Source organism: Desulfofundulus thermosubterraneus DSM 16057, assembly GCF_900142025.1.
Lineage (GTDB): Bacteria > Bacillota > Desulfotomaculia > Desulfotomaculales > Desulfovirgulaceae > Desulfofundulus > Desulfofundulus thermosubterraneus.
In genome coordinates, this window is the sequence record NZ_FQZM01000016.1 from 66,130 (window position 1) to 81,300 (window position 15,171).

10 protein-coding genes are annotated in these 15,171 nt (G+C 57.8%); 1 reads left to right on the plus strand and 9 read right to left on the minus strand.

What is annotated here, in order from left to right:
* Positions 1-2: 2 nt before the first annotated feature.
* From BUA65_RS07360 to BUA65_RS07385, 6 genes are all read right to left on the minus strand, one after another.
* Positions 3-1,016: a sodium:calcium antiporter gene (locus tag BUA65_RS07360; protein ID WP_072868495.1), complete on the minus strand. Its 1,014-nt coding sequence runs from the start codon at positions 1,014-1,016 to the stop codon at positions 3-5.
* A gap of 154 nt (positions 1,017-1,170) precedes the next feature.
* Positions 1,171-1,401: a hypothetical protein gene (locus BUA65_RS07365; RefSeq protein WP_072868498.1), complete on the minus strand. Its 231-nt coding sequence runs from the start codon at positions 1,399-1,401 to the stop codon at positions 1,171-1,173.
* 24 nt (positions 1,402-1,425) lie between these two features.
* A complete protein-coding gene (locus tag BUA65_RS07370; RefSeq protein ID WP_165613214.1) occupies positions 1,426-2,676 on the minus strand; it encodes a Ger(x)C family spore germination protein in 1,251 nt (416 codons plus the stop codon).
* Between the two features lie 139 nt (positions 2,677-2,815).
* A complete protein-coding gene (locus BUA65_RS07375; RefSeq protein ID WP_072868500.1) occupies positions 2,816-4,477 on the minus strand; it encodes a spore germination protein in 1,662 nt (553 codons plus the stop codon).
* A gap of 291 nt (positions 4,478-4,768) precedes the next feature.
* Entirely contained in the window at positions 4,769-6,190 is a 1,422-nt protein-coding gene (locus tag BUA65_RS07380) for a bifunctional folylpolyglutamate synthase/dihydrofolate synthase (protein WP_072868502.1), read from the minus strand.
* A 15-nt stretch (positions 6,191-6,205) separates the two neighbouring features.
* Positions 6,206-8,851: a valine--tRNA ligase gene (locus BUA65_RS07385; RefSeq protein ID WP_072868504.1), complete on the minus strand. Its 2,646-nt coding sequence runs from the start codon at positions 8,849-8,851 to the stop codon at positions 6,206-6,208.
* Between the two features lie 153 nt (positions 8,852-9,004).
* On the opposite strand from BUA65_RS07385, the gene BUA65_RS07390 reads away from it, so the two are divergent.
* Positions 9,005-10,075, plus strand: coding sequence for an ABC transporter substrate-binding protein (locus BUA65_RS07390; RefSeq protein ID WP_131821474.1), 1,071 nt, complete (start codon positions 9,005-9,007; stop codon positions 10,073-10,075).
* Here the strand turns inward: BUA65_RS07390 and yihA are convergent.
* From yihA to lonB, 3 genes are all read right to left on the minus strand, one after another.
* Positions 10,072-10,656 carry a ribosome biogenesis GTP-binding protein YihA/YsxC gene (gene yihA / locus BUA65_RS07395; RefSeq protein WP_072868508.1) on the minus strand — a complete coding sequence of 195 codons (585 nt, stop codon included), beginning with the start codon at positions 10,654-10,656 and terminating at the stop codon, positions 10,072-10,074. The two genes, BUA65_RS07390 and yihA, sit on opposite strands and share 4 nt — an antisense overlap.
* The gene (gene lon / locus BUA65_RS07400) at positions 10,637-13,072 is read right to left on the minus strand and encodes an endopeptidase La (protein ID WP_072868509.1); all 2,436 of its coding nucleotides are present in this window, start codon (positions 13,070-13,072) and stop codon (positions 10,637-10,639) included. Before lon ends, yihA begins: the two co-directional genes overlap by 20 nt.
* Positions 13,073-13,239: 167 nt before the next feature.
* On the minus strand, positions 13,240-14,976 hold the full coding sequence (gene lonB / locus BUA65_RS07405; RefSeq protein ID WP_114281476.1) for an ATP-dependent protease LonB: 1,737 nt from the start codon (positions 14,974-14,976) through the stop codon (positions 13,240-13,242).
* Positions 14,977-15,171 lie beyond the last annotated feature (195 nt).

Genomic DNA, 15,171 nt, shown 5'->3' on the forward strand with positions numbered 1-15,171 from the left:
TCTTACCCTATTGTTCCGGTAAGCACCGCCGCCACAAAAGCAGCGTAAAAAACCCCGCCGTAGACCACCAGAAATCGTGCATCAAGAAAACCGCGCCGCAAAAGCAACAGGTAAGTCACCAGCCCGGAAGCCAGTGCCAAAAGGGCACTTAAAAAGGCCGTTTCGGTGAGCACCCATGGGGTCAGGATAATGCCGATGGCCGGAATAACGGAACTCTGAAAAACCATCGCCCCGGTAATATTACCCAGGGCCATGGTATCCTTGCGCTGGGCAAGCCAGATGACACTGTTAAATTTTTCGGGCATCTCCGTGGCCAGAGGGGCAACCAGAAGGGAGAAAACAAAAGCGGGCACCCCCAGTAGGGCCGAGAGATCCGCCACGCCGTCTACAAAAACCTTTGCCCCGCCTACGATACCCAGAAAGGCCAGGAGCACCTGAACAATTACCAGCACCAGGGGAGGATTGTCGACCCTCTTACACAGGTAAAGGGGTTCACATTCCCCTTCCTCCTGGTCCAGGGTGCGTCCTCTGGTAATGGTTTCATACACGAAATAGATGTAGGCCACAACCAGCCCCAGGGCCACCACCAGCTTTAACGGGCGGGGAAGAAAAGCGGCTGCAATGGCCAGTGTATAAACCACCAGGAAGAAAAACAGATCCCGCCGGATTACATGCGGATCGGGCTCCAGACGGGGGTAATTCCCGGCGCGGTTGCGGCGGAAGGCCAGCACGGCTCCCCCGCTGATCAGTAAAGCCAGGGTCCCCAGCATAAAGGGTGCGCCCAGAATGGCCCCGATGCCTATTTCCTTCCCCACTTCGCCGCCGCCCAAAAGGATGGCGATCAGGGGAATGACCGTTTCCGGCATGGCCGTACCCACCGCGGCCAGGATGCTCCCCACCGCCCCCTCGGTCAGGCGAAGTTTCCTTCCCAGCCATTCCACACCATTGGTAAAAAAACCGGCGCTGACCAGGATAACCCCCAAACTGATCAATAACAGGGCAACGTCCAAACCCATCGAAGCTCCCTCCACATAAAAAGGCCCACCGCCAAAAAACGACGGGCCTTACGTCTGAAATTAATTATAGCCCCACTGGCCGACAAAGTCCACCCTTATGCCCCGGGGGTGCCAGGCCAAACTGCCCCGCGCCGGTACATCTTTACCTCTTTTTTTATGTGAGCGCCTTCTGGATCAAGCCGGTCAGGGGAGTAAAAACGGCCTCCACGGCCCTGGCCGGATTGGGCAGCGGTAAATTCAGGACCAACCCATAACTATAGATCATTCCCAGAAATAAAAGCACACTGAAAGCAACCAACTCCCGCCACATTTTCTTTTTCACCAGGGGTGGCACCTGCAGGGCGATGATGGCGATAAAGAGCAGGCTGAGCAAAGTAATCTGCATCGTAGATTACCCTCCTTGATATGTTCACTGAGCTTCCTGCATCCTGGGAGGCCGTAAGGGTTTATTGATCAGGCCGATGCGCCGGATCACCGTTTTCACCTCCACCGTCACGGGCATAGTCGCGAAAACATCCTCCCATTCCCCTTCTACCTGCCTCCATACCCGGGGATACTTGCGGTGAACCGCTTCACCAAAGCCGAGGGCATCGGCCCGGTATTCCTCCTGCAGCCTGGTTACGCAGGCCATGACCTCCTGCTTGATTGCCCCGGCCAGCTGTTTTTCCAGCCGGGAAATGACCTGGGGATTCCTTAAATCAAGCTCCAGGTTTTCCGATTCGGTAAGGTTCACGCGGGTGTTGATCTCCACCCTCATGCCCGGCTGCCCTCCGGCCAGAAATGGTTCCAGCTTCACTCCCCCGCGGCCGGCACGCAAAATTTCCACGGCCAGTTTCTGTTCACCCCGGGGGCCGGGAATGGAAAAGGTGATTGGCCCGCCCCGCACTTTCCCCCGCACCCACAACAATCCCCGGGCTTCCCGTTCGTTAAGCCATCCCACCAGCCTGTCCCGGCGAAAGACGGCCGTCCCGGTAAGTTTGATGTTATGAAAGGGCGCAGGCCCTGCCCCCCCGGGATGCAGGGACACGCGGCTAAAAGCGGCGTTGGGCACTGCTTCCAAAATGGCCGTATAGGGCTCCTCGCCTGAACTCTCCAGCATCTCGGCAAATTCCCCCAGACGGGTGGGGGCGAAACGGGCGGAAAGTTCCTGGTTCTTGATTACCCCCACGATATTCTGTGCCGGGGTGACCTCCAGGTGGACGGGAACCTCCATGATATCACTGGGATCCCCCCTGGCCACCAGGATCCAGGTATCCCGCCGGAACTGGCGGTTGCGCTCAAAGAAATCCATCACTTCCGCAACCCCCCTTTCCCGGGCCAGCTTTTCGGAAATAAGAATTACCTGGTTATGGGCGAAAAAAAGCTCCCGGGGGCTTTCCATGGACAACCGGCGGATGGCCTCAAAAACCGTCCTGCCCTCCGTAGCCAGGTTGAGGTAGCGCTTACGTCCGCCACCTCCGCCGCCACCACCACCCGTACCTGTGATTCCACCTCCGCCGGCAACGGCCGTGGGAACCAGGACCTGCACCTCCAGGCGCACCCTGCCCTCTGGGGCGGCATCCACGGCCGTGAGCAAAACAATGCCCAGATCTTCCACTTCCCGGTGGTCCCAGCAGCCACTGAGGACGAGAGGCAAAAACAGCAACAGAAACACAAACACCTTAATCTGCCCGCCCCGGTGAAAAAGACGAAAACAGTGACCCGGGACTGGTTCCGGTTGTTTTGTGTTGCAATCAAAACGAAACCTGCTCATTTGGCCACTACCCTTTAAGCTTGCAAAGATACAGATGCGGGTTCTGTTACCTTCTTTGCCCACCGCCGCCTCCCTTTTGCCCCTTCTGGGTTGGTGGGGCGGGTTTCAAGCCCGGGGTCTGGCGGATGGGATCTTCTTTGGCCAGCTCCGCAGGGCGGGCTTCCATGGCCCACATGGGCGCCCGCACCATCACATCCTTTAAATCCCTGGCGTGCAGGGGGGCCAGGGGGGCCAGGTAAGGGATGCCGAAGGAACGCAGGGAAGCCATGTGCACCAGGATGACCAGAAGCCCCATCATCACCCCGAAGATCCCCAGGGTGGCCGCAAGGACCATCATGGGGAAGCGCAAGAGGCGCATGGTGATGGCCATGCTGAATACCGGCGCCACAAAGGAACTGATACCGGTCAGGGCCACGATTATAACCATGAGGCTGGACACAACCCCGGCCGACACGGCTGCCTGGCCGATCACCAGGGCACCCACAATGCTCACCGCCTGGCCCACGTTCCGGGGTAGACGGATGCCGGCCTCCCTTAAGGCCTCAAAGGTAAATTCCATCAAAAAGGCCTCCACAAAGGCTGGGAAGGGCACCCCTTCCCGGGATGCGGCTATGCTGATCAACAGCCGGGTGGGGATCATCTCCTGGTGAAAGGTGGTAATGGATATGTAAAGGGAAGGTAATATCAACGATGCAATAAAGGCAATGTATCGAAGCCAGCGCACGGCCGTGGCCAGGAAGAAGCGTTCGTAGTAGTCCTCGGAAGACTGTATGAAAACGACAAACTCCGCCGGCACGACGAGCACAAAAGGGGTGCCGTCGGTAATAATGGCCACGCGCCCGTCCAGAAGCATGCTCACCACCCGGTCGGGACGTTCCGTGCGGAACACCTGGGGAAAGGGAGAATGCGGGTGGTCCTCGATTAATTCTTCGATATTGCCGCTTTCGATGATGCCGTCCACCTTGATGCGGGAAAGGCGGTCCTTCACTTCCTGCACCAGCCGGGGATCGGCCAATCCCCTGAGATAAACTATCTCCACAAAGGTACGGGTGCGCTCTCCCAGAGTGATCCTCTCGGTCACCAGGTTGGGGTCGCGCAGGCGGCGGCGGATGAGGGAGGTGTTGGTGCGCAGCAACTCGGTAAACCCTTCCCGGGGCCCCCGTACCACGCTTTCGCTGGTGGGCTCCTCGATACCCCGCACCGGCCAGCCGGGAGCGGTGGCCAGAAGGGCCACGGCCTCCCCTTCAACGAGCACGGCAGTGTCACCATAAAGAATCCCGTCCACAAGTTCAAAAACAGTTGCAGCTTCCCTTACCGAGCCCGTATTAACCATGAAATTACGGACCAGGGCGAACAAATTTCCGGCCGTCTTCCCCCCCAGGCCGGCCATGCGGGACTCCAGGGTCAGGCCCTTAATCACGGTGTCATTGACCGTACCTTTGTCCGTCATGCCGTCGATAAAAACAACGGCCCCGGGAACACCCCCGTCAACACCCAGCCGGAGCTCCCGGACAACTAAATCGCTGCTGTTCCCTAGTATTTGCTTGACAAGGGCCAGGTTGTCCTTTAACCGGGAACTGAGGGGCATTTTTTTCAATTCCCCGGCCTCGTAGCTTTGCTCCCATTGAGTGTGGCTTTCCTTGAGGGATTGGGGTTTTTTGTTGCCCCTGGGCAAAATCCGGGCAAACTTTTTTAAAATGCGGACCAAAGGATCACCTCCCGGAAAGACTTATTCCTCTTTCATGAACCCAGCACTCACCATAACATGACTCTGCTCCTGGTGCTTCAGGTTTATTAATAAATCCGGGTTAAGGAAGACCTGATATCCCAGTGAGTGCTGGGCAGTGCTTCACGTAAGATGCGCACCGCATCCCTGTTATAGCGGTTTTCCGAATCAACCCTTCGAAATGGTATTATGAGTTGGCCGGGGAGCTTTTATCCAAAGGTACCAAAATTAAAAAAGCACCGGATTATCCGGTGCTTAATATATCAATTAACGCTATGATTTCCCACCCGCGTACGGAACCGCATCCATTGCTCCCTTCTCCACAAGTACCTCCCGGGCCTCGGCCACCATATAGAGAGAACCGGTAATACAAACCAGCTCATTTGCCCGGACCAGGGACAAGGCATACTCCACGGCTTCGGAAACCGACTCGATGGTGTAGACCTCGGTTACATATTTGCGAGCCTCTTCGGCCAGGCGCTGCCAGTCGCCGGCCCGGGGGCTGTTGGGGCGGGTAACCACTACCGCCCGGGCCCGGGAGGCCAGTTCAGCCACCACCTTGCCCCGCTCCTTATCCCCCAGCATACCGATGACCAGCACCACCTGTTTGCCGGTGAAATAATCGTCCCATGCCTTTGCCAGGCTGCGGGCGCCGTCGTAGTTATGGGCACCGTCCAGGAGCACCAGGGGCCGGTTCAAGACAATTTCCAGCCGGGCCGGCCAGCGGACCACGGCCAGCCCCCGGTACAGGGCTTCTTCAGGAATGGAAAAACCCTGCTCCGCCAACAATTCCACCACCGCCACCGCTCCGGCGGCGTTCACCAGCTGATGCCTCCCCAGCAGGGGGATAAAGAGATCCCGGTAGGTGCGACGCAGGCCGTGCACGGCAAAGTACTGCCCGCCCTGATCAACCCCGCCCCCGGCTGCTTCCCACAAAACGGTACGGTAAGAAATTTCCGGGTTGAGGTTGAACCTGTTGTCGTTCTCCTCCGCCACCTCCGCCCCCGGAGGATTGGCGGAGCCCCCACTGTTCACCAACACCATGGGCGAACCCTTTTCCCGGCAAAACTGGGCCACCACTTCCAGCGCCTCCCCCCGGCAGGCCGTCACCAGGGGCATACCGGGTTTGATAATCCCGGCCTTGACAGCGGCTATCTCCCGGATGGTCCGGCCCAGGTAATCCATGTGGTCCATGGCCACGTTGGTGATTACCGTAACCAGGGGTCTTTCAACCACATTGGTGGAATCAATGGCTCCCCCCAGCCCTACCTCCAGGATTAAGAAATCCACCCCTTCTTCGTAAAAATACTGGAAGGCCATAGCGGTACTGACCTCAAACTCGGTAGGATGCTCGAAACCTTGCGCCACCATAGCTTCCAGGTGTGGCTTCAGCTGTCCGACCAACGAGGCCACCCGCTCAGGAGGGATTTGCACCCCGTCAATTTGATACCGTTCCGTATAGGAATGCAGGTGGGGCGAGGTAAAAGTGCCCGTCCGGTAACCGGCGGCAGTGAGGACCGAAGCTACCATGGCGGTGGTGGAACCCTTGCCGTTGGTGCCCCCGATGTGTACCACCCTTAGCTTTTCCTGGGGATCCCCCAGCCGGCGCAACAGTTCCCTGATGCGCCCCAGGCCGAAATTTACCCCGAATTTGGTCAGGTTCTGCAGGTAGGTCATGGCTTCATCGTACTGCACCGCTGTCACCCCTCCCTATCCCGCAAGAACCGCCAGCCGTTCCCGGATGGCTGACGCTTTCCCGGCCAGCTCCTTCTCCCTAGCCTTTTCCTTTTCCACCACTTCCGCCGGTGCTTTGGCCAGGAAACTTTCGTTCCCCAGCTTGCTTTCCACTCTCTTGAGCTCTTTTTCCACCGCAGCCAGTTCCTTTTTCAGGCGGGCCAGTTCCCGGTCAATGTCGATGAGTCCGGCCAGGGGCACATAAATCTCCACACCCCGGGCCACACCGTGGGCGGCCTGCGGGGGAACCCGGTCCAGTTCAGGTTTTAACTGCACCCGGCAGCGGGCGAGCCCCTGGATGTAACTGGACCACTCCTGGATCAAATCCCGGGTATGGCCGTCAGTTACCACCAGTATGACGTCTGCCGTCTTGCCCGGGGGAACATTCATTTCGCTCCTGATATGGCGGATGGACCGGATTACCTCCATGAGCACCGCCATTTCAGCCTCGGCCCTTTCATCCCGCAACTCGGGCCGGTAGACCGGCCAAGGGGCCTGCATGATCGTGCGACCCTGGTGGGGGAGGCGCTGCCAGATTTCCTCGGTGATGAAGGGCATGAAGGGATGGAGCAGCTCCATGGTTCCCCGCAACACCCGGGCCAGCACGTCCTGGGCGCAGGCCCGGTCCCGGGCGTCTTGACCACGGTAGAGCCGGGGTTTAACCAGTTCAATATACCAGTCGCAGAACTCATCCCAGATGAATTCATAGAGAACCCGGGCCGCTTCTCCCAGTTCGTAGGAGTCCAGGAACCTGGTTACTTCCTGCACGCAGGCCTGGTAGCGGCTCAAGATCCAGCGGTCGGCCAGGGTATGGGCTTCCCTGCCCGGGGCCGAAGCCGGATCGTAATCCTGGAGGTTCATCAGGGCAAAGCGGGAAGCATTCCAGATCTTGTTGGCAAAGTTTCTTGCCCCGTCCAGGCGCTCAAAGTGAAAGCGCAGGTCGTTGCCGGGCGTGTTGCCGGTAACCAGCATGAAGCGCAGGCTATCCGCACCGTGGCTTTCAATAACGTCAATGGGGTCCACCCCGTTGCCCAGGGACTTGCTCATTTTGCGCCCCAGGGCGTCCAGCACCAGGCCGTGGATGAACACTTCCCGGAAGGGTACTTCCCGCATGAAATGAAGGCCGCTCACAATCATCCGGGCTACCCAGAAGAAGATGATGTCCCGGCCCGTCACCAGCACGGAAGTGGGGTAATAATAATCCAGCTCCGGCGTTTTTTCCGGCCAGCCCAGGGTGGAAAAGGGCCACAGGGCCGAAGAAAACCAGGTGTCCAGCACGTCGGGATCCTGCTCCAGGCGAGTGCTGCCGCAGCAGGTGCATTTCCGGGGCGGTTCCTTGGCCGCAATAGCCTCCTCACAGTTCCGGCAATACCACACCGGAATACGGTGCCCCCACCAGAGCTGCCGGGAAATGCACCAGTCCCGGATGTTTTCCATCCAGTTCAGGTAAATTTTCGTGAAGCGTTCCGGCACGAAACGGATGCGCCCCTCCTTAACCGCCTGGATGGCCGGCTCGGCCAGCGGTTTCATGCGCACAAACCACTGGCGGGACAGCATGGGTTCGATAACCGTGTTGCAACGGTAGCAGTGCCCTACGGCGTGGTTGTGATCTTCCACTTTGACCAGGTAACCCTGCTCATTTAAATCCTTGATGATTCTCTTGCGGCATTCCCAGCGGTCCAGGCCCTGGTAAGGACCGGCCTCTTCATTCATCACCGCGTCTTTGTTGATCACCCGCACCTGGGGCAGGTTGTGCCGCCGCCCCACCTCAAAGTCGTTGGGATCGTGGGCGGGAGTGATCTTCACTGCCCCGGTGCCAAAGGAGGGATCCACGTACTCATCGGCAATGACGGGCATTTCCCGGCCCAAAAGGGGCAGGACCAGGGTTTTGCCCACCAGGTGCCGGTAGCGTTCGTCCCCGGGATGAACGGCCACGGCCACGTCCCCCAGCATGGTTTCCGGCCGGGTGGTGGCCACGGTGATGGCATCACGGCCGTCACTGGTGGGGTATTTGATATAATATAGCTGCCCCGGCTTGTCCAGGTGCTCCACTTCAATGTCGGAAATGGTGGTGTGGCAGCGGGGGCACCAGTTGACGATATAATAGTCCCGGTAGATAAGGCCCTGTTCATACAGGCGCAGGAAAACTTCTTTGACCGCTTCGGAACACCCCTCGTCCATGGTAAAGCGTTCCCGGTCCCAGTCACAGGAAGCCCCCAGGCGGCGCAGTTGGTGGGTTATGCGCCCCCCGTACTGTTCCTTCCAGGCCCAAACCCTTTCCAAGAACTTCTCCCGGCCCAGGTCGTATTTGCTCTTGCCCTCTTTGGCCAGCTGTTCTTCCACCTTGGCCTGGGTGGCAATACCCGCATGGTCGGTACCGGGAAGCCACAGGGTGTTGTAGCCCTGCATGCGGCGCCAGCGTGTGAGAATGTCCTGCAAAGTATTATCCAGGGCGTGCCCCATATGCAGCTGCCCGGTGACGTTGGGCGGGGGCATTACAATGGAAAAAGGCTCCCGGTCATCAACCTCGGCACGAAAGAATTTATTTTCTTCCCAGTAGCGGTACCACTTTTCTTCCACGGCCCGGGGATCATAAATTGTGGGCATGTCAAATTGCGTCATAATGCCTCTCCTCCCTGTAATCTGTGAAACATTATAATTTGATCCCCGCCTTTTAGCAACCTCCGGAACAAATTCCTGGCATGAAATGCTAATAACCAAATAGAGATAGTTAAAGGGGAAAACAAAGTCGTGGAGATTCGGGGGTGTTGAAAAGTGGACAGACCCAGATTGTTGTTGGTGCTTTTGCTGCTTTTGAGCCTGACCCTGGCGGCAGGTGCCATAATCATTAAAAAGTTTAGCCAACCACAACCGGAAACCAACATCATACGTCTAATGGAAGGGCCGCGTTCGGTTTACCACCTGCCCCATTACATAGCCCTGGCCCTGGGTTTTTTCAAAGAGCAGGGACTGGAAGTGGTTGTGGAAAATACGGACAATAACCAAACACTGCTGCCCGCCCTGGCCGGGGAACGGGCCGACGTGGCCCTGGTTGGCCTGGAACAGGCCATTTATAGCCGGGCGGACGGATCTTTAGGGGACGTGGTGGCCTTCGCTGCCGTAACCCGGCGGGACAGCCATTTCCTGCTGGCCCGCAAAGCAAACGACCCCTTTGAATGGGCCAGTTTGAAGGAAAAGACCGTCATTGCCGGCTGGCCGGAAAGCATTGAAACGGTGCTTTTAGAGGGACTCTTAAGGCAGAAGAACATCGCCCCCTACCGGGAGGTAACCCTTTACACCAACATTCCGGCATCTTTACGCATAGGTGCCTTTTCAGCAGGGTCGGGGGATTTTATCATCCTGGCCGAACCACAGGCCTCAATGGTGGAAAATGCGGGGCTGGGCCGGGTGGTGGTCTCCCTGGGCAAAGAAGCAGGCCCCTTCCCGGCGGCAGTTTACGCGGCCAGGGCGGAATTTATCCGCAGCAACCCCGTCGCCCTGCAGCGCTTTACCAACGCCGTGTACAAAGCCCAGCTCTGGCTGGCCCATCACAGCACCCGGGAAACCGCCCGGGTGGTAAGACCGTATTTTAAGGACATGGAAGAAAACATCCTCGTGCAGGCCATTGAGCGTTACCGGGCCCAGGAAACCTGGCCCGCCAACCCGGTCATCGATCCCGGAAGGTATAACTATCTTATGGACTTGCTGGACCAGGCCCGGGAAATAGCCAGAAGGATCCCCCCGGAACATATGCTAAACAACCAGTTCGCCCAAAAAGCCGTGGAAACTGTAAAGTACGTTCCGGAAAAGGGAAAACCGCGCTGGTTTGAACGCTTAAAGATTTAATTTATCCATCCCTCGATAACGCGCCAAAGCTCGTCCCGTCCTTCACGGGTGCGGGCGGAAAATTTAATGAGGGGGTCGTCCCCCGTTAAACCCAGGGTCTGCCGGACTACCAGCAACTGCCGCAACCCCTGGCTTTTGGAAAGCTTGTCCGCCTTGGTGGCCACCACCACTGCAGGAAGATGGTGATGTTTCAACCACTGGTACAGCTGCACGTCCTGGGCGGTGGGAGGATGGCGCAAGTCCACGATCTGAATCACGCCCCGCAACTCCGGGCGGCGGGACAGGTAGCCCTCAATCAAGGGTCCCCAGCCGACCCGCATCTTCTCCGGCACCCGGGCGTAGCCGTACCCTGGCAGGTCTACCAGGTAAAACCGGTTGTTGATCAGGTAAAAATTCAGGGTACGGGTCCTCCCCGGAGTATTGCTGGTGCGGGCTAGATTACGGCGGTTGACCAGGCAGTTTAACAGGGATGACTTCCCAACATTGGAGCGCCCGGCCAGGGCAACCTCGGGCCTGCCCCCGGCCGGGCAGCGTTGCAAATCGGCTACACTTTTAACAAACTCAGCAGAAACGATGTTCATGGATCGCGGCGGGATCCTCCTTAACCGGTATCACAGGCTGGTAGGAAACCTCGGGAACCTCCCCCGGGGAGGAGCCCAGTTCAGTAGCTTCGTGTGCCTGCTCCTTTTCTAAAAGAGCTATTTCCAGGACTTCATCCATGTGCTCCACCTGGATGAACTGCATCTTGCTCCTGACGTTGGGCGGTATATCGTCCAGCTCCTTGCGGTTATCCTTGGGCAAAATCACCGTGGTGATACCCGCCCGGTGTGCGGCCAGCACCTTTTCCTTGATGCCGCCCACGGGCAACACCCGCCCCCTCAAGGTAATTTCCCCGGTCATGGCCACATCATGGCGCACTTTGCGCCCTGTGAAAGCCGAGGCCAGGGCGCAGGCCATGGTAATGCCCGCCGAAGGCCCGTCCTTGGGGATGGCCCCCTCCGGAACGTGGATGTGGATATCGTGCTTGTCAAACACTTCTTCATCTATACCCAACTGGCTCGCCCGGCTGCGTACATAACTGTAGCTGGCCTGAGCGGATTCCTTCATTACTTCACCCAGTTTACCCGTTAAAGTAAGCCGGCCGGTACCCCGGTAGATGGTAACCTCGATGGCCAGTGTATCACCGCCGACCTCGGTCCAGGCCAGGCCGGTAGCCACGCCCACCTGATCATCTTGTTCGGCCACCCCGTAACGAAACTTGGGCGTACCCAGGAAATGCTCCAGATTCTGTACGGTGACGCGCACCTTTTCTGCTTCCCCGGCCACAATCTGCCGCGCAGCCTTGCGGCAAAGGGTGGCAATCTGCCGTTCCAGGTTACGCACGCCGCTTTCCCGGGTGTATTCCCGGATAATCCGGCGAATGGCTTTTTCGGAAATGCTGAACATCTCCCGGGTCAGCCCGTGTTCCTTCAGTTGTTTGGGCAGAAGGTGCCTCAAGGCAATCTGCACTTTTTCCTCTTCAGTGTAACCGGAAATCTGAATGACTTCCATGCGGTCCAGAAGTGGCCGCGGGATACTATGCTGGACGTTGGCCGTGGTGATGAACATTACATTGGAAAGGTCAAAGGGTACTTCAATGTAATGGTCGCTGAAGCTGTTGTTTTGCTCCGGGTCCAGCACTTCCAGCAGGGCCGCCGAGGGATCGCCCCGGAAGTCCATGCTCATCTTATCAATCTCATCCAGCAGAAATACCGGGTTTTTGGAACCGGCGTTGCGCATACCCTGGATTATCCTGCCCGGCAGCGCCCCCACATATGTGCGGCGGTGGCCGCGGATTTCCGCTTCATCCCGGACGCCGCCCAGAGAAATGCGCACAAATTTGCGCTCCAGGGCCCGGGCAATGGAACGGCCCAGGGAGGTCTTGCCAACCCCCGGCGGGCCGACGAAGCACAAGATAGGTCCCTTCATTTTTCTGGCCAGCTTGCGTATGGCCAGGTATTCCAGGATACGCTCCTTGACCTCGGTAAGCCCGTAATGATCTTCGTCCAGGATGGCTTCGGCCGCTTTAATATCCAGGCGGTCCCGGGTGCTTTTGCTCCAGGGCAGCGCCAGCAGCCAATCCAGATAATTGCGGATAACCGCCGATTCCGCCGCCATGGGCGGCATTTTTTCCAGGCGCTCCACTTCTTTTAAGGCCTTTTCTTCCACTTCTTTGGGCAGCTTGGCTTCGGCAATCTTTTCCCGGTATTCCTCACCTTCGGCCACACGTTCGTCCTTTTCCCCCAACTCCCGCTGAATGGCCTTCATTTGTTCCCGCAGGTAATATTCCTTCTGGGTTTTCTCCATCTGCTTGCGCACACGAATATTGATCTTGCGCTCAAGCTCCACGATCTCCAGTTCCCGGGCCACCAGGGCGCACAGTTTCTCCAGCCGTTTAACTATGTCCACGGCTTCCAACACCTGCTGTTTCTCCTCTATGCGCAGGGGCAGGTGGGAGGCAACGATATCGGCCAGCCGTCCCGGTTCCTCCAGGTTGACCACGGAAACCACCGTTTCCGGCGGGATGCGCTTGGAGAGTTTGACATACTGCTCAAACTGGTAAACCAGGCTGCGCATCAAAGCTTCAATCTCGGGAGTTTTGATAAAATCTTCGTTATATTGTTCCACTTCTACTTTAAAGAAAGGCTCATGGGCCAGGTAACGCCTGATATGGCCCCGGGCAAGACCTTCTACCAGAACCCGGATGGTACCGCCGGGCAACTTGAGAAGCTGTTTCACCTCGGCTACGCTACCAATCCGGTATATGTCATCAACGCCGGGATCGTCGGTCTGGGCTTCCTTCTGGGTGGCCAGAAAAATAATGCGGTCGTTCATCATGGCCTGCTCAATGGCCTGCACCGACTTTTCCCTACCCACGTCGAGGTGGATGACCATGTAGGGAAATACCAGAATGCCCCTTAACGGCAGCAATGGTAAGATTCGTACTACCGGCTCCATAGCTGCACCTCCTTCTCGGTGTGTTTCTGCGTTCCGGCCACATACACCACTATTTTAACATACACCTAACATTCCTGCCATAGCAATAAGTGGTGCGGAAAAACAAGAACCCGGCGCAAGACACCGGGTCAGGAACAGCTAATATTCACTGGTCCACATTTTGGGGTTTAACTCCCGGGACAGTGGTTTGACGAAAGGCCAGGGGAAGAAAGCAGTCCCGCTGCCGCCAGTACATCCCGCGGCGCCGGTAGGACGCTTTTGCGGGCGGCGCCAGGTTGTTCCACCAGGGCCGTTTTGAGTACCTCCTCCAGCCTGTCCACCGGCACCACCTCTATATCCGGCAGATCGCGGAAAAGCTCCTGGTAATTTTCCCGGGGGATGAAAACCTTCCTGGCCCCGGCCTGGCGGGCAGCCTCCACTTTGGGCACGATCCCCCCTACGGGCAGCACGAGACCACGGATGGAAACTTCGCCGGTCATGGCCACCCGGTTATCCACCGGGATGCCCGTAATGGCCGAGTATACTGCCGTGGCCACCGCCACCCCGGCCGAAGGCCCGTCCACGGGAATGCCGCCGGGGAAGTTCACATGGATGTCGTAGTCCCGGGGATCCACATCAGTGGTGCGGCGCAGGACGGTGAGGACATTTTCCACCGCCCCCCGGGCCATGCTCTTGCGCCGCATGGTCCGTCCCCGCCCGTTCACCTCTTCTTCGTCCACCACGCCGGTAACAATCACCTTGCCCTGACCCCGGGGGGCAGGCAGGGCGTTGGCTTCAATTTCTAACAGCGCCCCCATGTTGGGACCGTAAACGGCCAGGCCGTTGACCAGACCCACCTGGGGTTGGGAGGCCACCTTTTTTTCGGGCCGGGGGCTGTACTGGCCGCTGTGCACAACCCATTCCACATCGGCCGCTTTGATCTGCTGGCGTCCCTCGGTAAGAGCAATACCGGCGGCAATCTGGACAATGTTTACCGCCTCCCGTCCATTGGTGGCAAATTTTTTAATGACTGCCAGCCCCCGCTCATCCAGGGGAAAACCAATCTTCCGGGCGGCGTTGGCGGCAATAATTTCAATTTCGTGAGGCAGCAAAGGGCGGAAAAAGATCTCGACGCAGCGGGAGCGCAGCGCCGGCGGAATTTCCTCCGGGATGCGGGTGGTGGCCCCCACCAGGCGGAAATCCGCGGGCAGGCCGTTTTGAAAGATATCATGGATATGGCCGGGAATATTGGGATCTTCGGAACTGTAATAGGCGCTTTCCAAAAGGACCTTGCGGTCCTCCAGGACCTTGAGCAGCTTGTTCATCTGGATCGGGTGAAGTTCGCCAATTTCATCAATAAAGAGTACCCCCCCATGAGCCCTGGTCACCGCACCGAGTTTTGGCTGGGGTATGCCCGCCATGCCCATAGGTCCGGCTCCCTGGTAAATGGGATCGTGCACCGAACCAATCAGGGGGTCGGCAATCCCCCGCTCGTCAAAGCGGGCGGTGGTGGCATCCACCTCCACAAACTTCGCATTTTCTTTGAAGGGAGAATGGGGGTTTTTTTTGGCTTCCTCCAGCACCAGCCTGGCCGCTGCCGTCTTGCCCACCCCGGGTGGCCCGTAGATAATGACGTGCTGGGGATTGGGGCCGCAAAGGGCCGCCCGCAGGGAGCGTAAACCTTCCTCCTGGCCAATGATCTCCTCGAATTTGTTGGGCCGGGTTTTTTCGGCCAGCGGTTCGGTGAGGGAAATGGACCGCAACCGCTGCAGCTTTTCTATTTCCTTGCGGGATTCCCGCTCCACGGCCGTTCTATTACCCTGCTGGGCCTTTAACAGGTTCCAGAAGTAAAGGCCGATGATCACTCCAAAGAAAACCTGGACAAAGGTGATAAAGCTGCCCAGTCCCCCGGGAAACTCTGCCACGGTCATGCCTCCTTGCCTTGATTTTTGGCAAGATCTATTATTGCCCTTTTATGCATCTAAAAAACACCGCTACCCTATTTTCAGTTAACTGAGTATCCCCCATGAAATAAAAAAACCGCCCTTCGGGCGGTTCTTCCTCTTCTAGAAAATGTCTTCTAAACTGTCTTCTAAACTGTTTTGCCACGGCTCTTTAGG

Coding starts and splice junctions, on each gene's coding strand:
- lon (WP_072868509.1), bottom strand. CDS start 13,072: ATGGAGCCGGTAGTACGAATCTTACCATTGCTGCCGTTAAGGGGCATT.
- BUA65_RS07385 (WP_072868504.1), bottom strand. CDS start 8,851: ATGACGCAATTTGACATGCCCACAATTTATGATCCCCGGGCCGTGGAA.
- yihA (WP_072868508.1), bottom strand. CDS start 10,656: ATGAACATCGTTTCTGCTGAGTTTGTTAAAAGTGTAGCCGATTTGCAA.
- BUA65_RS07365 (WP_072868498.1), bottom strand. CDS start 1,401: ATGCAGATTACTTTGCTCAGCCTGCTCTTTATCGCCATCATCGCCCTG.
- BUA65_RS07360 (WP_072868495.1), bottom strand. CDS start 1,016: ATGGGTTTGGACGTTGCCCTGTTATTGATCAGTTTGGGGGTTATCCTG.